We start from the raw sequence: 16,837 nt of genomic DNA, 5'->3' as shown, positions 1-16,837 counted from the left end.
AATTTAGTCTATAGCGATGGCTCCTTGGCGACAAAGCTCAAGGATTTCATCTACTTTTTCTTTGGTTAGATGTTCGTGATAAAATTTACCCAACTGCATCATTGGAGCATAGCCACACGCGCCCAAGCATTCGGCTGGTTTTAGTGTGAATAGCCCATCTTCCGTGGTTTCGCCGTCTTTAATGTTGAGGGTTTCACGGATATGGTTGAGGATATCTTCGCTGCCGTTGAGCATACAAGGTCCTGTTCTGCAGACTTCCAGCACATACTTCCCTACGGGTTTCATATTGAACATCGTGTAGAAAGTTGCCACTTCATAAACTTCTATCGGCTTAATGCTGAGTAATTCTGCTACATAATCCATCACGGGAACCGATAGCCACCCACCGAATTCTTTCTGTGCCAAATGCAATACTGGAATCAGTGCCGACTTCTGTCTGCCTTCTGGATACCTTGCCATAATCTGGTGTACCTTTTCTAAGGCTTCTGGCTTAAAAGCAATTGTTTCGCTCATTTTTTTATCTATTTTAGATTGATGGAGTTTTTTTGATATTAAACTTCCCTATTTACAATCTATTTTATTATTTTATTTTCAATTTTCTAAGCGTCTAATTCTCCTGCGATCACATTCATACTACTCATTGTAATAATGGCATCGGAAATCATAGAGCCTTTGATCATCTCTGGATACGCTTGGTAATAAATAAAGCACGGTCTTCTGAAATGAAGTCTGTACGGGGTACGCCCACCATCACTAATCAGATAGAAGCCTAACTCACCGTTACCGCCTTCTACGCAGTTGTAAACCTCACCTTTTGGAATTTCTTGCTCTCCCATCACTATTTTAAAGTGATAAATCAGGGCTTCCATTTTGGTGTAAACATCGGCTTTTTCTGGCAAATAAAAATCTGGAACATCTGCGTGATAATCTCCTTCTGGAAGGTTTTCGTAGGCATTTTTTACCAATTTATAACTTTCCCAAATTTCCTGCTGTCTTACCATAAATCTATCGTAAGTATCTCCCGCTGTGCCTATTGGAATGATGAAATCAAAATCATCATACGAAGAATAAGGCTGTGCCACACGAACATCATAATCTACCCCTGCCGCACGCAAGTTGGGACCTGTAAAGCTATAGCTCAAAGCCCGCTCCGCAGAAATGGCACCTGCGCCAATGGTTCTGTCCATAAAGATTCTGTTGCGCTCCATCAGGTCACAAAATTCTTGAAATCTTTTTGGGAAATTTTTGATGAAATCTTTAATCAACTCGTGGAATTTTGGGGAGAAATCTCTTTCAAAACCGCCAATTCTACCGATGTTGGTGGTCATTCTGGCGCCACAAACTTGTTCATACATTTCGTAGATGCGCTCTCTGTCTTGGAACACATAAGTAAAGCCCGTTAAGGCCCCTGTATCTACGCCAATTACGCCATTGCACACCAAATGGTCGGCAATTCTTGCCAGTTCCATAATGATAATCCGCATATAATCAACGCGTTTAGGCACTTGGCAACCGATGAGTTTTTCCACTGTCATATGCCAACCGAAATTGTTAATCGGTGCCGAACAGTAGTTCAAACGGTCGGTTAGGGTAGTGATTTGAGCATAATTTCTACGCTCTGATATTTTCTCAAACGCTCTATGAATATAGCCTACCGTTTGCTCAGAATGCAGAATACGCTCGCCGTCCATCGTTAAGATATTTTGGAAAATACCGTGCGTGGCGGGGTGCGTAGGTCCTAAATTGAGGGTATAAAGTTGCCCATCAATCTGTTCATTACTTTCGTAATGCTGGAGTATATTGGATAATTCGTTATCTTTCATTGTTTAGTCTTTGATGATGATATTTGACTTTCAACCTTATAATAAGGTATCAAAATCAAGTGCTTATCTTCCAAACATTTTATCGTCTTTATCTTCTCTGGTGCCGTCTTCCAATCGGTATTCCTTTAACATTGGATGATAGCCCAGCTCGGTATCATTGAGGATCACTCTTAAATCTGGATGCCCTCTAAACTTAATGCCGTAGAAATCAAAAGTTTCTCGTTCCATCCAATTGGCTCCAGCATACAAATCTGTGATGGAATCTACCTCTGGCTCCTCTATCGGCATAAAGGTTTTAAGCCTTACTCTTGCATTGGTTTTCATATTATGCAAGTGATACACCACGCCGAGCTCCTTCCCCTTAACCGCTGGATAGTGCAATCCACAAATATCGGTCAGAAAATGAAACTCCAATGAGGAATCCTTAAGGTGATGAATCACTTTTTTGATGTCCTTTCTCTCTATTTCTAAAGTTAGAAAACCATACGGCTCCGAGGCATTCAATAACGCCTCTGGGAACTCTCTGCGGATGGCTTCTAAAATAAAATTGTTGTTCATAAATTTTTAGTTTGATAATGCGAAATGTAGCCCTTTTTCATCAGGCAATCCTCATATTATCTGTATGTTATTTAACATCATAACTTTCTAATAAAGCCTTATATTCAGGCATATCTCGGCGCCTTAGGCTTTCGCTTTCTGCCAAGGCTTGCACTTGCATAAAGCCTTCTAAAATTTGCTCTGGCCTCGGCGGACACCCTGGTACATAGACATCTACAGGAATCACTCTATCAATCCCTTGGAGCACAGAGTAAGTATCAAAAATACCGCCGCTGCTGGCACAAGCTCCCACGGCAATTACCCATTTAGGCTCTGCCATCTGCGTGTAAACTTGCTTTAATACAGGGGCTAATTTTTTAGAGATAGTCCCGCAAACCAATAGGCAATCGGCTTGTCTTGGGGAGAAAGACATTCTTTCCGCACCGAACCTTGCTAAGTCGTAAGTTGGCATCATCATCGCCATAAATTCAATACCACAGCAAGAGGTGGCAAATGGCAATGGCCAAAGCGAATAGGACCGCGCCATCCCTATCAAACTGCTCAATTTAGTTGCAAAAAAGCCCTCTCCAGAATAGCCTGGAGGTGCTGGTGCATCTGTTTTTATCGTAGGTGTATTAGACATTTTCTTAATTTTTATGATTATTTATCCCAATCCAAAGCGCCACGCTTCAGCACATAGAAAAATCCGATGAAAAAGACCGCAACAAAGGTGAGCACCGCTAAAAATCCTTCTATACCGAATTCTCTAAAATTAACCGCGTAAGGATAAAAGAATACAATTTCTATATCAAACAACACGAATAAAATAGCGGTAAGAAAGTACTTTACCGAAAACGGTGTGCGGGCATCGCCCTCGTGGTCTATACCACATTCAAAGGCATCATCTTTTACGCCACCATTCAAGCGTGGACCTAAATAATGCGATGCCACCAAAGACACCAGCACAAAACCCAGCCCCACGGCGGCTTGTATCAGAATTGGAATGTAATTATCTGGAATATTCATCTTAAGTTATTCTTTGACTTGCAAAACTAATAAAATTATACGCTAAAACCACAATGCCAGCTGCAATTTTCATTCCTTAAAAACCAGCATTAGCCCAATTTAGAATTATTTTAAATAATAGACTTGCGTTTTGGATATTTCTAAACCTCCAAATGCTTGGCACTCCTTTTTACTTTTTCAACTTTTTTAAAATCACCAAGGCTAAATAAGCCAAATAGAGAAACAACAAACTGGAAAACAAGATGTTAATCAACGTGTTTAGCCGTTCGTTATCGGTTTTAAAAAATAAATTATAGCCCACAAACAGGAGGATGAGCGCCATATAAATGTAAAGTTGCTTTTTCATAAGGCTAAATATCTAATGCATAAGTGCGTCTTCGTTTATGGTTAACAGGGGCATAATCTTGCCACAACAGCTGGATGCTCTTATTGTCCTCCAACTCTGGATTGGTTTCTAAAAACTTGACGCCTTTCTTTTTAAAAACCTTATAAATTTCTTCAAAAATAATGGAAGTAACGCCACGACGCTGGTAATCCGGACGAATGCCAATCAGATAAAAATTGGCTCTATCGTTCCGTTTTCCAGCTCTTAGAAAATGCCACCACCCGAATGGAAAAAGTTTGCCATTGGCTTTTTGCAACGCCTTAGAATAAGAAGGCATCGTAATGGCAAAAGCGATTAAATCTTGATGCTCATCTTCTATACAAATAATATAATCCTTGTCTATAAAACCGAAATATTTCTCTTTATAAGTCTGAATTTGCTCCGCCGAAATGGGCGTGTAGGTGGACAGATTTTTGTAAGTCTCGTCTAAAAGTTTAAACATAGGCTCTACTAGAGGTAATATTTCTTTTTTATTATTGAAATTCAGAACTTTAAGCTTATATTTCTCTGCAATCAATCGGCTAAATTTAGTCACCTTTTCTGGCAGTGTATCAGGGAATTGAATTTCAAACTCCACCCATTCTTTCTCTTTTTTAAGCCCTAATTTTTCTAAATATTCAGGGTAATAAGCGTAGTTGTAAAGTCCAATCATCGTTGCCAAGCGATCAAAACCCAAAGTGAGCATTCCCGCTTTATCTAAATTGGTAAAACCCATAGGGCCTTCTATTTTAGGCAGATTTTTGGCTTTGGCAACCTCTACTGCTTTATCGATTAGCGCTTGAGCCACCTCAATATCTTCAATAAAATCTAACCACCCAAAGCGCAACTTTTTAATGCCTAATTCTTCGGCTTCTTTATGATTAACGATTAAAGCGATGCGCCCCACCACCTCATTATTTTTATAGGCGAGGTATTGCTCCGCCTCCGAATACGCCAGCGCTGGATTTTCCTGAGCATTCCACACATTCTTTTCATCTTTGATTAACGGCGGTACATAGTACGGATGCTGATGATAAAGCCGATTGGGAAATTGAATAAACGACATTAAATCTGCCTCGCTCGCTACTTTTCTAATCTCAATACCTGACATATTTACACAATTTTACCCTGCAAATATACTATAAAAATGTTTGGCATATTTTTTTCTTATACCGAAATCTACCAAAACATTATTTAAAAATATGGGAACTTATTATATCATTTTAGGAGGCATCTTGCTTTTAAGTTGGCTGGTTTCATCTCAATTAAAATCAAAATTTGAACATTATTCTAAAGTCCACCTTGCCAACGGAATGTCTGGGAAGGAAGTGGCAGAAAAAATGCTTCGGGATCACGGCATCCACGATGTACAAGTGATTTCCACACCGGGGCAACTGACCGACCACTACAACCCGATGAACAAAACCGTGAACCTTTCTGAGGCGGTTTATATGCAACGCAATGCCGCCGCTGCCGCTGTAGCCGCCCACGAATGTGGACACGCCGTGCAACACGCTGTGGGATATTCTATGCTGCAACTGCGCTCCAAAATGGTTCCGATTGTGAACATCGCTTCACGGCTCAACCAATTTATCCTAATGGCAGGCATCGCGGTGATGGTATCCAGCGGCAATAAAACCCTATTGGCGATTGGAGTGCTTTTGTTTGCGCTGACCACCTTGTTCGCGTTCATCACGCTCCCTGTGGAGTACGATGCCAGCAACCGTGCTTTAAAGTGGTTAAAATCAACCCACACGGTAACGCCAGAAGAATATACAGGCTCCGCCGATGCCCTCAAATGGGCTGCCAGAACTTATGTGGTGGCTGCGGTGGGCTCTCTCGCTCAGTTGATTTATTTTGCATCAATGTTGAGCAATAGACGAGATTAACTTTAATCGTATCCTATTGATAATCATAACCGTTTTAATTTTGATTGAAACGGTTGTTTTTGATAATGAAGCATTTTATTTTAGGTTGAAAATACGCCTCAATTTCAGTATTAAACCAAAGGATTACGCTCATCAATATTTTTAAAATTTTAAATTCAGAGAAAACATCACTTCACGACATAGCGCACCTGATGTATATTAGATAATTGCTCGAGCAAAGCCTCTTGTTTCACTTTTTTAACTTTAGCTCTGATTTGGCAATTTTCGGCAGCGCTAAAATCTAAAATCTGGGCTTCGTATTTGTTGAGATGGGTAAAAATCACATTCTGAAGATGAAAGGGAAAATCAACCACGATGTCGTTTTCCAATTCTTTGGTGATCACCTTGGCTTGATCCAGTGTGAGCTTTGCAGATTCTTTATAAATCTTCACCAAACCGCCAACCCCCAGCTTAACCCCGCCATAATAGCGTACCACCACGAGCAAAATATTGGTTAAATTGCGAGAAAGCAGTTGGTTATATATCGGCAAGCCTGCACTCCCCGAGGGCTCGCCATCATCGTTGGCACGGTAGTTTTCGCCATCTAAACCCAGCCGAAAAGCATAGCAATGGTGCGTGGCTTTGGGATGCTCGCTTTTGACTTTGTTGAGCGCCTCCTTGACCTCATCTTCCGTAGCCACAGGATAAGCAAAACCCAAAAACTTACTTCCTTTTTCCTTTAAAAGCGTGTCTTCAATCGGTTGTTCTATGGTCTGATAGCTGTACTCTGCCATTGGTTAAAAAGTATGATTTTTATAAAACATTAGCTGATTATTTCTGATATTCAGCATTTTATCTGCAAATTCACAATTTAAAATTGGTTCTGGTGTGCCATTTTCTAAAATCAAATCTTGGTTTTTAATATGCCAAGCCTCATCCCAAAGATGGGCTTCTATGAACAGTTGCAAAATTTGCCTGCCACCCTCCACCAACACCGATTGAACCCCCAAACGATGAAGGCTTTCCATCAAATCTGAAATGGCATTTTCTTTCCTGATTTTAACCCAACTTAGGTGCTCTTCCACCTTTTCTTGATGTTGATTGAAAATAATGGTTTCGGCTTCTTTATTAAAAATAGCGTAGTGCGGCGGCACTTTCAAATCAAAATCTAACAACAGTCGTATCGGATTTTGCCCTGCGTAATGGCGGGTGGTCAAGCTCGGATTGTCATTGAGCGCCGTTCTACTGCCCACCAAAATAGCTTGTTCCTCAGCGCGTTTTTTATGCACCCACTGCGACACCAACGGATTAGAAATTGCCACTGGTGCAAAATTTCGGTCAATAAACCCGTCTCGCGAAGAAGCCCATTTTAAAGTAATAAAAGGGCGTTTTTTCTCGTGAAAAGTTAAAAACCGCTTGTTGAGCGCTCGGCATTCTTTCTCCAACACGCCAGAAACCACCTCTATGCCTGCGGCTTCTATCATCGCCTTGCCTTTGCCACTGACTTTTTCGTGGGGGTCCAAAGTGCCTATCACCACTTTTTTAAATCCAACCTCTATGATTTTCAGGGCACAAGGTGGTGTTTTCCCAAAATGAGAACACGGCTCCAAAGACACATAAATGGTGGATTCTGGCAAAAGTTCTGGTTGCGCCACCGAACGAATGGCATTGATTTCCGCATGAGGCTCGCCTGCACGATGGTGGTAGCCCTCGCCAATAATCCGACCTTGGTGCACAATAACCGCACCCACCATTGGATTAGGGGAAGTCTTGCCTTGGGCTTTTTCCGCCAACTCTATACAACGCTTGATGTAAACCTCGTGATTCAAAAAAAAGTGTTTTTTTTAATTATGATGTACAAAGATAATTCAAAACTCCCCCAAAATGAAAATTTTAGTATGGGAAATTGGGATATTTCAAATATAACACATATCTATCCCTTTGATTTTTAGTTTTTTTTCAATCCCCCCTAAGTTCAATTTTATAACAAAAACCTTATTTAGAATAAATACTGATAAATATCATTTTATTATTTTAGACTTAGTAAAAATAAAATTTTTATTTTTGCGAAAAATAATAGATTGAAAACAAAACTAACCATTTACAAGAAAGTTCTACCACTTTCGGTGGTTTTCTTTTTACACCAGCATTATGATGCGCAAAAAGACAGTGCAAAAAGTAAAGACATTGAGGAGGTGGTGCTTACAGGATACACCAAAGTTAAAAACCGTGTATTTACAGGCTCTGCGCTCCAAGTGAAGCTCAAAGACATTAAGTTAGATGGCGTTCCTGATATTTCCAGAATGTTGGAAGGGCGCGTGGCAGGGCTTAATATCCAGAATGTGACGGGGAGCTTTGGTGCAGCACCGAGAATCAACATCCGTGGAGGCGCTTCCATTACAGGGAATGTACAGCCACTCTGGGTCGTAGATGGTGCCGTTTATGAAGATATTGTTAGCCTCACTTTAGACCAATTGGTTTCTGGTGATGCCGTTACGCTAATCAGCTCTGCCATTGCTGGGCTCAATCCATCTGATATTGAAGATATACAAGTGCTGAAAGATGCTTCTGCAACTTCTATGTACGGTGCAAGGGCACTCAACGGCGTTATTGTCATCAGCACCAAATCTGGGCGCCGAAATACGCCTAATAAAATTTCTTACAGCTTCGAGCAAACTTATAGAAATATCCCTTCTTACCAAGATTTTGATTTGCTCAACTCACAAGAAACAATGTCTATCTACCGAGAAATGGAGAAAAAAGGCTATTTCTCTATGGATAAAGCTTATTATGGCAGGAGGGCTGGCGTTTATTATCAAATGTACCACGCGCTCAATTCTTATAACCCCAATACTGGGCAATTCGCTTTGGAAAACACTGAAGAAGCCAGACTGAATTTCCTTAGACAGTACGAATACGCAAACACAGATTGGTTTAAGCATTTATTCCGCATTACGCCTACCCAAAACCACACCCTTAGTTTTTCTGGTGGGGGTAAAAATACAGCCACTTATGCTTCCATCGGATTTTTTAACGATGCTGGCTGGGCTATTACTGATGAAGTGAAAAGGCTGACCGCTAATCTCAAAAATACTTTTTATCTCAGCCCAAAACTCAAAATAGATATAGCCGCCCAAGGGAACATCCGAAAGCAGAAAGCGGCTGGCTCTTTCTCACAACGGAAAAATACCACGATAGGAAGTTTTGAAAGAGATTTTGACATCAATCCTTTTTCTTATGCACTCAATACCAGCCGAACGCTTAGAGCCAAAGATGCCGAAGGTCATTTAGAGTTTTATAGAAACAACTGGGCACCTTTTAATATTCTCAATGAATACCAAAACAACTATATGAATATCAATGTTTTGGATTTAAAAATACAAACAGAATTAGAATATAAAATCACTCCACAGTTGAAAGGAAATTTTTTAGCCGTTGCCAGAAAAGCCCAAACCCAATCTCAACACTACATTAAAGAAAATTCTAATGTCGTAATGGCTTTCCGAGCAAATGAAAATGCCAAAGTGGCAGCAGAGAATATTTACCTCTTTAAAGACCCTGATCATCCTTTAGCACAGCCGCAGTCAGCGCTACCTAATGGCGGTATTTTTAACCAAACGGATAACAGTTTAGAAAGTTATTTGGTAAGGACTTCTTTGGATTATGATTACCGCTGGGGCTCTCATGATTTAAAGTTATTTGGCTTCGGAGAATTGAGATATGCCGATAGAACCACCACCCCATTCCAAGGCTATGGTATTCAGTATGATAGAGGCAACCAAATCTATACCTCGCCGCTGATTTTCCAAAAACTTAGTCTTGATAATACCGATTATTTCGGTCTGATGATGAGGCGCGATCGTGGCGTAACTTTCTCAACCAATGCCACTTATGCTTATCAAAATAAATATGTTCTGAATGCGGTTGCCAATTACGAAGGCTCCAACATCGCGGGGAAAGGCAGCAAAACGAGATGGCTACCGACTTGGAATGTGGGCGCCAAATGGAACATCCACAAAGAAAATTTCCTCCAAAATACCGCTTGGCTTAATACTTTGGCTCTGCGCTCCAGTTACGGTCTCACTGCCAAGATGAATGAAAATGCCATCAACTCGTTAGCGGTGTTTCAAAGCGGTATTACCAACCGATATGATGTTAAATTAAGAGAAAATGAACTCAACATTCTCCATTTAGAAAACCGAGATTTAACTTGGGAAAAAATGTACGAGTGGAATATCGGGGTAGATTTAGGGCTCTTCAACCACCGTTTGAACACCACGGTAGATGTATATTCCAGAAAATCTTTTGATTTAATTGATTTGGTCAGAACCTCGGGTATCGGTGGACAGTATTATAAATATGCCAACTTTGGCGATATGGAAACCCAAGGGATTGAGTGGACACTGAACACCACCAACATCAGCACCGAGCATTTTCAATGGAAAACTAACCTTAGTTTAAGTTATTATCAACAGAAAATCACACGACTACTCAACAATCCCAATACTTTTGATTTAGTGGCAGGCACAGGGCGTGGTAATGTGGTGGGCTATGCCAGAGGGGCTTTATTTTCGTTTGATTTTAAGGGCTTAGACGCTCAAGGTTTGCCTACTTTTAACTTTGGTGACTATCCGTTCCAAGGGACAGATGCCTATCAAAATATCTCAGGAGCGGACTTTGCAGATACCAATTATTCATTATCTTATTTAAAGTACAATGGCAATATAGAGCCCAACTTCACGGGTGGTTTTTCTAATCGTTTTCAATACAAAAACTTTGATTTCTCGTTCTTTATCACCTTCCAAGCGGGGAACAAAATCCGACTGCAACCTACCTATGATGCCGCCTATGGCGACCTTAATGTTTTCTCAAAATACTACTACGACCGCTGGCTCAACCCTGGTGACGAGGCTAAAACCAATGTGCCCACCATTCCTTCTCAAGATTTAATTGCCCTCATTGGGAAGGAGAATATAGAGAAGGCTTATAATACCTATAATTACTCGCAACTTAGGGTGGCAGATGGCAGTTTCATCAGAATGAAAAATATTTCCTTAGGTTATACCATTCCAGAGAAAACCAGCCAGTCTTGGGGACTTTCCTCATTATCATTTAGATTTCAAGTGACCAATCCTTTTTTAATCTATTCGGATAAAAACCTGAGAGGTCAAGACCCTGAATTTTATCGTGTAGGCGGCGTTTCTCTACCGATGACCAAACAGTATTCACTTAGCATCAACCTTGTATTTTAAATTTAACCAAGACCAATGAAAAAGACTTTATTTTTAATATTACTCACCACAATTTTCATCGGCTGTAATCGGTATTTAGATGAAGTACCAGATGCACAGCTGGATATTGAAATTGACTCCGAAGACAAAATAGCGGAGCTCCTAACTGCTGCTTATCCTAAGGCGAGTTATTTCCCTTTTTTAGAAGCGATGAGCGATAATGCGGAGCGTGTAGATGGCGGCATTGTAACCCAACTCAATAGCGCCATGTACCATTGGCAAGATTTTGAGCAAGAGGATTTAGACACGCCGCTCAATTATTGGAATGATGCTTATAGAGGCATTGCCCAAGCCAACCATGCTTTGGAATACCTCAAAAAGATAACGCCAAAGACTTCAAAAACCAAAGCTCTTTATGGCGAGGCCTTTTTGATTAGAGCCTATCTCCACTTTATGTTGGTTAATATTTGGGCAGAGCCATATAGCCCTGGCAGCACCGCCTTAGGTATTCCTTATGTTACCCAACCTGAAAAAAATGCTTTTCCTCCGTACAAAAGATTAAGTGTAGAAGAGGTTTACCAACGGATAGAGGAAGATTTGCTCTTAGGCATTGCAGCATTAGACGACCAATATTATAAGGTTCCGAAATACCATTTTACCAAAAAATCTGCCTATGCTTTTGCAGCGAGGTTCTACCTCTATAAAGGCGATTGGGAAAAGGTTCTGGCATATTCTAACTATGTTTTAGAAGACAATCCGAGGGCGCTCATCAGAGATTGGGCGAATAAATATGAGAAACTCAATACCACGCCAGATTTAATTCCGCAAGTCTATTCTTCCGTAGATGAGCCTGCCAATTTGCTTATGACCACCACACAATCTCGGTGGAAACGAGATTTAGCCCGACTAAAATATGCCATGGGCGAAGGGCTTAAAAAAGACCTTTTTACCAGCTTTGCACCTAAATATTCTGCCTCGTTTTGGTATTGGAATCTGACCCAAGGTAGCACTACAGGCAACCGCTTTATCAATAAATTTACGGAACTCCAAAACTTCCAAGAAACAGGTAGCAACCCGAGGGAAGTTTATATTCCTAATATTTTGTTCACAACAGATGAGGTATTGCTCAACCGTGCTGAAGCCTACACGATGCTCAAAAGATACGATGAAGCCGTGAATGATATTCTGACTTTTATGAGTCTTAAATCGCAGAAAACATTCATCAAAGATGAGCTACTGGTGGCCTTTCAAAATGGGCAAGAGAACTATACGCCGTTCTATCCGCTGACCTTTTATCAAGGTTCATTAGTCAATGCTATAGCTGAACTCAGAAGGCGAGAGTTTGTCCACGAAGGGCTCCGCTGGTTTGACATCAAACGCTTCTATCTCACCGTGAATAGAAACCAAGCTGGCGATGCTTATGACCTCAACAAAATCCTGAGAAAAGAAGATAAAAGAAAACTTTTACAAATTCCGCTACAAGCTCAAAAACTGGGCTTAGAGCCTAATCCAAGATAAAACCATTATGAAACAACATACCCTATTACCCATTTTTGTTTTTTCGTTATTGTTGTGTGCGTGTAACTCTCGCGAGGAACTTAGCACAGAGTCCGTTCTCATCAGTGAGATTAAACACACCGATAGCTTAGACCAATGGCTCTACCAGACCTATACTAAGCCTTATAATATTGAGGTAAAATACCGCTGGGATGCCAACGCCACAGGGCTCACACAGACCACCACTCCACCTACACGTGAACAAGTAGAGCCCGCTATGCAAGCCGTCAATCTACTTTGGATTGAGGTTTATAAAAAGTTAGTAGGAGAAGATTTTTTAAAGCGCTATGCTCCAAAGGAAATCTATCTCTATGGTGGGAAAAACTTAGATTCAGAAGGTTATGAGCAAATTAAAAGCACTCACGCGCCCTTACAAATGCCTTTATTTAAAATCAATGATTTCAAAAAATCAGATTCGACTTCTGTAGCCCAAGTGATGAGAATGGTGCATCACCACTTTGCCAAAGCGCTCATTCAGCAAAAACCTTTCGATAAGGAGGCGTTTTCTCAACTCAACTTTTATGCGTATAACACCAACTGGGGCAAACATGATATCAATGAACTATACCATTTGACTACTCGTGCTTCGGATTTTGGGTATTATAGCCTCTTGGCTGCCAGAGGGAGCGTGGAAGAAGATTTTGCAGAGACCGTAAGCGCTATGCTCTGTAGTAGCAAGCAAGATATCGACGAAATGATCGAAGGCTATGCAGGCTACGCCAATCCTTATGACCCTGAGGATAAAGAGCGCGCCAGAAAAGCTGTGAAAACCTTAAATGCTAAACGGGCGTTTGTTATCAAATACTTTAAAGATAATTTTGACCTTAATTTCAATAGGCTACAGTTTGAAAGTGTGGCACAACTTAAAACTTATTTAAAATGAAAATTTATATCAGCTATATTCTCGGTTTGGTTTTAATGCTACAGTCGTGTAGAGATAAAGACCAGTTTACTTTTAAAGAAAGTCCTTCGCATAGAACGCAAGCGACTATCAATGCCTTGCGTACAGATTTGGTGAGTGCAACACACGGCTGGCTAATCACTTATTTCCCAGAAACCGACTCGCTTAAATTCTCAGATCCAGTTAAGAATATTAAAACTTCTGACTATTCAGTAATTTTTATTGACAAAAAATTTGGAAAAGGAGGATATCAATTTTATGCTAAATTTAATAATAACGGAACAGTAGAAATGTTATCAGACTATAATTATGATAGTGCTACTAATCTTAAAACCAGTGATTTTGAAATAAAGCAAAATACCTATACAGAGCTTAGTTTTGTCACTTATAATTACATCCACCAGCTTCTAAAAAGTGATTTTCTATTTTGGAAAAAAGATTCACAAGGGCGGCTTTTTTTTAGAACGAATAATTATATAGAACAAGGTAAAGAGTATATTGTACTATCTAAAAGAGAGGTGGCACACCCAACACCGAAAGAACAGATGTACCAAACCTTCTACCAAAAATTGAGTTTTGAGCAACTGAATAATCCCAAGTTAGTCATCAAAAATAAAGCGGGTGATATAGAATACGAAAGTAATATACAAACCAGAAAAATAAGTCCTGAAAATAGATATACTGTGTTTATTAAAAACTGGCAACCTACCCTTTATAAAAGTTCTTATTACTCGGCGCTGGGCTCTGGCTATATGCCCACCGAAAATGGACTACTCTTCTATCCTGGCATCAAACTAAAAGATGGGGTCGTATTCAGAAATTTCATTAAAAATGGTAATGCCTACTATGCCTCAGTAGAAGGCTATACTGCAGAAATCATCAACTCTTAAAAAATGAAGAAAATGAAAAATATAAGCCTCTTTCTTAGCATCGGATTTTTATTTTTCGGTTGTAATGAGCGCGTCCAAGATCTCCCAGATGAGGATTACAACACTCTATTCCCTAATAAAGGAAAAATAGATGTGCCTGATATTGACTACATCAATATGGTACCTTCTATATGTGATCCTAAAGAAAATGAATTGAACTTTCAATACCCTGGAGTAGATATCTCTGGACCTCATAGAGAGTATACTGTTACCCTAAAATACAGCTTTTCAGAAGAGCATCTTGATCATTATAACTATAGTCGCTCATTATTTGATATCAAATATATAACACCAGAGAAAACCTTAGCCACGCTAAGAAGCTATAATGAAAATGGACAACCTGCACAAATAGAAAATGGACAAACCTATGAGATTCAGTTCAAAGTAAAGTCTGGCTATCCGCTCTATTTATCCGTGGATGGTGCAGGCTATGATGTATTTAAAATGAACGCCAGCATTCAAGCAAAATCTGATGATGGTATTGTAGTTACACCTATTTTAAAGTATGAAACTTCATTATATACTGATGGTTATAGCGAGCTTGCCCCTTATTGTGAAAAAATTATTTTACCTTAAAAAATTAATTATATTATGAAAAATAAACTTATTATCTCTACTTTACTTTCTACCCTTGTCCTTTCATCTTGCTCCAGAGGTAGTAGCGCAGATGAACAGCCCACTTCTGCGGTTACGCCACATACCCCTCCCATTTCATACGATTATCAATTCTCCAGAGAAGATATCTCTACCGTGGATTTGGAAGAAGGTAAGTTACTCATCGACCAATTTTATTGGTTAGACAACAGAATGAAAAGCAGCAGTTCTTTTTCAAGAGAAAAATATCAAGAGAAAATGCATTTTGGGAAAAGTATAGAAGATATCACCGCTCAATCTATAGGATATTACCTTAAAAATGAAACAATAAAAGCGCAAGTTAAAAAAGATATAGATCATTATTTTGAGGACTTAGAGCTTATAGCAAATGCGAATCAAGAAGCTAATAAAGGCATAGCAGGTTGGATTGGTTATGAAGAAGAAAGACGTTATGTGAATAGTTATGGAGAGGAAACAGGTCAAGTGCTACAGAAAGCCTTAATGGGATTGACATTATTAGATAGAATCAATAATCATCACCTGAGCGATGAAGTTTTAAATAATGTAAAACTTCAAAAAGATAATTCTGACTTGGTATTGGTTCCAGGAAAAAAATATACCGAATTAGAACATCATTGGGATATGGCATTTGCTTATTTGGGAAAAGAAAATTCAGTATTCAAACCATTGTTTATCGCTAACTATTTAGAAAAAGAAACTAAAGATATGCCATTTCTCAAAGGCATAGATGAGCGTGTTTATAAAGCTTACTTTTTAGGCAGAAAAGCCATCGCGGAGAAAAATTATACTGAAATGAACCAACAAGCTGCCATCATCAAAAAGGAGCTCAACACACTTTTTGCCGCCAGAGCTATTTATTATCTCAAAAAAGCCATTCCTGATTTAAAAGAAGATCCAAGAAATGCATTCCACGGATTATCTGAGGCTTACGGCTTTATCTATGCCCTTAATGCTACTCTAAAAAACGATAATACGCCTTATTTAAACCATTCTGAAATTCAGCAGTTACTTTCTGATCTTAGAGGTACTGATGGATTCTGGGAGATTGATCGATTGGCTGCAGACTCCAAAACCAAAGGCTCTCTACTCTATACCGCTCAAACTATTGCGACGGCGTATGGCTTTAACTTAAACGAAATTTAACTTTTATCAACCTATTTTTAAAACCAGTGTTATATTATGAAAAAATTATTATTAGTACCGAGTTTATTGATGGCATTACCTCTATTCTCACAAAACCTCATCACCAACCCCAGCTTAGAAGAATGGAACAGTGATTGGTATTTGGGACAACAGTCTTTCTATCCTACCACATGGGGAAAAGCTGATGCCATCCAATCATCTGACAATCCACAAGATGGGAGCTATTGTGCAGAGCTAAAATTAGGAAAAAGTCTTCGTTTTAAAAGTAAAACAGGAATCCAAGGTAATCAAAAATACATCCTCTCTTTCTATATTCACGATACCAATCCCGATAGAAATATTGTTTATAGACTGACTTGGCTAGATAGTTCTGGTTATTCTTTAACCTCTGATACTGATGTCATGGAACGGAACCAAGATGGATGGATAAAAATAGAAAGAGAAATGACTGCTCCTCATAATGCCGTGGGGTTCACTCTTAACATCAATACCAATGGTGGAAGTAGCGCCAATGATATTAACGGCTCTATGAAAGTAGACCTATTTAGTTTTGAGAAAAAAGGCAATATGGGCGTTCGTGAAATTTCCGCTAAAGAAGCCCTAATGGTTGTACAAAATAAAGTTTTGCACCTCACCACGGCTCAGAAATCAACACTGAAAATCATCAACCTTAATGGGCAGACATTAAAAACTCAAACCGTTAATGGTACTGAAAAAATAGACCTCAACACATTGCCTAAAGGCATGTACATCATTACTTTAGAAAATCAGAAGGGTTTCTATTCTAAAAAAATAACTCTTTAATCAAAACCATTAAATAATTTTTAAACCATAGCCACACCA

The 16,837-nt window shown here is 39.5% G+C and carries 17 protein-coding genes; 8 read left to right on the top strand and 9 right to left on the bottom strand.

The window, feature by feature from the left end:
- Positions 1–3: 3 nt before the first annotated feature.
- From NYR17_RS02855 to NYR17_RS02825, 7 genes are all read right to left on the bottom strand, one after another.
- Entirely contained in the window at positions 4–513 is a 510-nt protein-coding gene (locus NYR17_RS02855; protein ID WP_302506263.1) for an NADH-quinone oxidoreductase subunit NuoE family protein, read from the bottom strand.
- Positions 514–599: 86 nt separating this feature from the next.
- Positions 600–1,823 (bottom strand): NADH-quinone oxidoreductase subunit D, encoded by a 1,224-nt coding sequence (locus NYR17_RS02850; protein ID WP_302506262.1) that lies wholly within the window; start codon positions 1,821–1,823, stop codon positions 600–602.
- A 63-nt stretch (positions 1,824–1,886) separates the two neighbouring features.
- Entirely contained in the window at positions 1,887–2,381 is a 495-nt protein-coding gene (locus NYR17_RS02845; protein WP_302506261.1) for an NADH-quinone oxidoreductase subunit C, read from the bottom strand.
- Between the two features lie 67 nt (positions 2,382–2,448).
- On the bottom strand, positions 2,449–3,003 hold the full coding sequence (locus tag NYR17_RS02840; protein WP_302506259.1) for an NADH-quinone oxidoreductase subunit B: 555 nt from the start codon (positions 3,001–3,003) through the stop codon (positions 2,449–2,451).
- Positions 3,004–3,020: 17 nt separating this feature from the next.
- Positions 3,021–3,386 (bottom strand): NADH-quinone oxidoreductase subunit A, encoded by a 366-nt coding sequence (locus NYR17_RS02835; protein WP_302506258.1) that lies wholly within the window; start codon positions 3,384–3,386, stop codon positions 3,021–3,023.
- Between the two features lie 169 nt (positions 3,387–3,555).
- Positions 3,556–3,732 carry a hypothetical protein gene (locus tag NYR17_RS02830; protein ID WP_302506257.1) on the bottom strand — a complete coding sequence of 59 codons (177 nt, stop codon included), beginning with the start codon at positions 3,730–3,732 and terminating at the stop codon, positions 3,556–3,558.
- A gap of 4 nt (positions 3,733–3,736) precedes the next feature.
- Positions 3,737–4,861, bottom strand: a complete 1,125-nt coding sequence (locus NYR17_RS02825; RefSeq protein ID WP_302506255.1) for a GTP cyclohydrolase — start codon at positions 4,859–4,861, stop codon at positions 3,737–3,739.
- 91 nt (positions 4,862–4,952) lie between these two features.
- Between NYR17_RS02825 and NYR17_RS02820 the strand changes: the two genes are divergently transcribed.
- A complete protein-coding gene (locus tag NYR17_RS02820; protein WP_302506254.1) occupies positions 4,953–5,639 on the top strand; it encodes a zinc metallopeptidase in 687 nt (228 codons plus the stop codon).
- A gap of 167 nt (positions 5,640–5,806) precedes the next feature.
- Here NYR17_RS02820 and NYR17_RS02815 read toward each other — a convergent pair whose 3' ends face one another.
- Positions 5,807–6,412, bottom strand: coding sequence for an IMPACT family protein (locus NYR17_RS02815; protein WP_302506253.1), 606 nt, complete (start codon positions 6,410–6,412; stop codon positions 5,807–5,809).
- 3 nt (positions 6,413–6,415) lie between these two features.
- Positions 6,416–7,447 carry a bifunctional diaminohydroxyphosphoribosylaminopyrimidine deaminase/5-amino-6-(5-phosphoribosylamino)uracil reductase RibD gene (ribD, locus tag NYR17_RS02810; RefSeq protein ID WP_302506252.1) on the bottom strand — a complete coding sequence of 344 codons (1,032 nt, stop codon included), beginning with the start codon at positions 7,445–7,447 and terminating at the stop codon, positions 6,416–6,418.
- A 297-nt stretch (positions 7,448–7,744) separates the two neighbouring features.
- On the opposite strand from ribD, the gene NYR17_RS02805 reads away from it, so the two are divergent.
- Genes NYR17_RS02805 through NYR17_RS02775 form a run of 7 tightly spaced genes read left to right on the top strand, consistent with a single transcriptional unit; the run spans position 7,745 to position 16,798 of the window.
- Positions 7,745–10,870 carry a SusC/RagA family TonB-linked outer membrane protein gene (locus NYR17_RS02805; protein ID WP_302506972.1) on the top strand — a complete coding sequence of 1,042 codons (3,126 nt, stop codon included), beginning with the start codon at positions 7,745–7,747 and terminating at the stop codon, positions 10,868–10,870.
- A 15-nt stretch (positions 10,871–10,885) separates the two neighbouring features.
- Positions 10,886–12,367 (top strand): RagB/SusD family nutrient uptake outer membrane protein, encoded by a 1,482-nt coding sequence (locus tag NYR17_RS02800; protein ID WP_302506251.1) that lies wholly within the window; start codon positions 10,886–10,888, stop codon positions 12,365–12,367.
- A 7-nt stretch (positions 12,368–12,374) separates the two neighbouring features.
- Complete coding sequence (locus tag NYR17_RS02795) at positions 12,375–13,289, top strand: putative zinc-binding metallopeptidase (protein WP_302506249.1); 915 nt, start codon at positions 12,375–12,377, stop codon at positions 13,287–13,289.
- Positions 13,286–14,197 (top strand): DUF4302 domain-containing protein, encoded by a 912-nt coding sequence (locus NYR17_RS02790; RefSeq protein ID WP_302506248.1) that lies wholly within the window; start codon positions 13,286–13,288, stop codon positions 14,195–14,197. The genes NYR17_RS02795 and NYR17_RS02790 overlap by 4 nt, the downstream gene beginning before the upstream one ends.
- A 12-nt stretch (positions 14,198–14,209) precedes the next feature.
- Positions 14,210–14,812 carry a hypothetical protein gene (locus tag NYR17_RS02785; protein ID WP_302506247.1) on the top strand — a complete coding sequence of 201 codons (603 nt, stop codon included), beginning with the start codon at positions 14,210–14,212 and terminating at the stop codon, positions 14,810–14,812.
- Positions 14,813–14,827: 15 nt separating this feature from the next.
- Complete coding sequence (locus NYR17_RS02780) at positions 14,828–15,994, top strand: DUF4856 domain-containing protein (RefSeq protein WP_302506245.1); 1,167 nt, start codon at positions 14,828–14,830, stop codon at positions 15,992–15,994.
- 36 nt (positions 15,995–16,030) lie between these two features.
- Positions 16,031–16,798 carry a T9SS type A sorting domain-containing protein gene (locus NYR17_RS02775; RefSeq protein WP_302506244.1) on the top strand — a complete coding sequence of 256 codons (768 nt, stop codon included), beginning with the start codon at positions 16,031–16,033 and terminating at the stop codon, positions 16,796–16,798.
- Positions 16,799–16,837 lie beyond the last annotated feature (39 nt).

The sequence above is a fragment of the Riemerella columbina genome (assembly GCF_030517065.1).
GTDB classification, from domain to species: Bacteria; Bacteroidota; Bacteroidia; order Flavobacteriales; family Weeksellaceae; genus Riemerella; species Riemerella columbina_A.
This window is presented reverse-complemented; position numbering and strand designations above follow the sequence as displayed.

What these genes read in the sequence shown, in the direction of transcription:
- NYR17_RS02780 (WP_302506245.1), top strand. Translation starts at nt 14,828, where the DNA reads ATGAAAAATAAACTTATTATCTCTACTTTACTTTCTACCCTTGTCCTT.
- NYR17_RS02840 (WP_302506259.1), bottom strand. Translation starts at nt 3,003, where the DNA reads ATGTCTAATACACCTACGATAAAAACAGATGCACCAGCACCTCCAGGC.
- NYR17_RS02795 (WP_302506249.1), top strand. Translation starts at nt 12,375, where the DNA reads ATGAAACAACATACCCTATTACCCATTTTTGTTTTTTCGTTATTGTTG.
- NYR17_RS02790 (WP_302506248.1), top strand. Translation starts at nt 13,286, where the DNA reads ATGAAAATTTATATCAGCTATATTCTCGGTTTGGTTTTAATGCTACAG.
- NYR17_RS02775 (WP_302506244.1), top strand. Translation starts at nt 16,031, where the DNA reads ATGAAAAAATTATTATTAGTACCGAGTTTATTGATGGCATTACCTCTA.
- NYR17_RS02850 (WP_302506262.1), bottom strand. Translation starts at nt 1,823, where the DNA reads ATGAAAGATAACGAATTATCCAATATACTCCAGCATTACGAAAGTAAT.
- NYR17_RS02820 (WP_302506254.1), top strand. Translation starts at nt 4,953, where the DNA reads ATGGGAACTTATTATATCATTTTAGGAGGCATCTTGCTTTTAAGTTGG.
- NYR17_RS02815 (WP_302506253.1), bottom strand. Translation starts at nt 6,412, where the DNA reads ATGGCAGAGTACAGCTATCAGACCATAGAACAACCGATTGAAGACACG.
- NYR17_RS02835 (WP_302506258.1), bottom strand. Translation starts at nt 3,386, where the DNA reads ATGAATATTCCAGATAATTACATTCCAATTCTGATACAAGCCGCCGTG.
- NYR17_RS02785 (WP_302506247.1), top strand. Translation starts at nt 14,210, where the DNA reads ATGAAAAATATAAGCCTCTTTCTTAGCATCGGATTTTTATTTTTCGGT.
- NYR17_RS02825 (WP_302506255.1), bottom strand. Translation starts at nt 4,861, where the DNA reads ATGTCAGGTATTGAGATTAGAAAAGTAGCGAGCGAGGCAGATTTAATG.
- NYR17_RS02830 (WP_302506257.1), bottom strand. Translation starts at nt 3,732, where the DNA reads ATGAAAAAGCAACTTTACATTTATATGGCGCTCATCCTCCTGTTTGTG.
- NYR17_RS02855 (WP_302506263.1), bottom strand. Translation starts at nt 513, where the DNA reads ATGAGCGAAACAATTGCTTTTAAGCCAGAAGCCTTAGAAAAGGTACAC.
- NYR17_RS02845 (WP_302506261.1), bottom strand. Translation starts at nt 2,381, where the DNA reads ATGAACAACAATTTTATTTTAGAAGCCATCCGCAGAGAGTTCCCAGAG.
- NYR17_RS02800 (WP_302506251.1), top strand. Translation starts at nt 10,886, where the DNA reads ATGAAAAAGACTTTATTTTTAATATTACTCACCACAATTTTCATCGGC.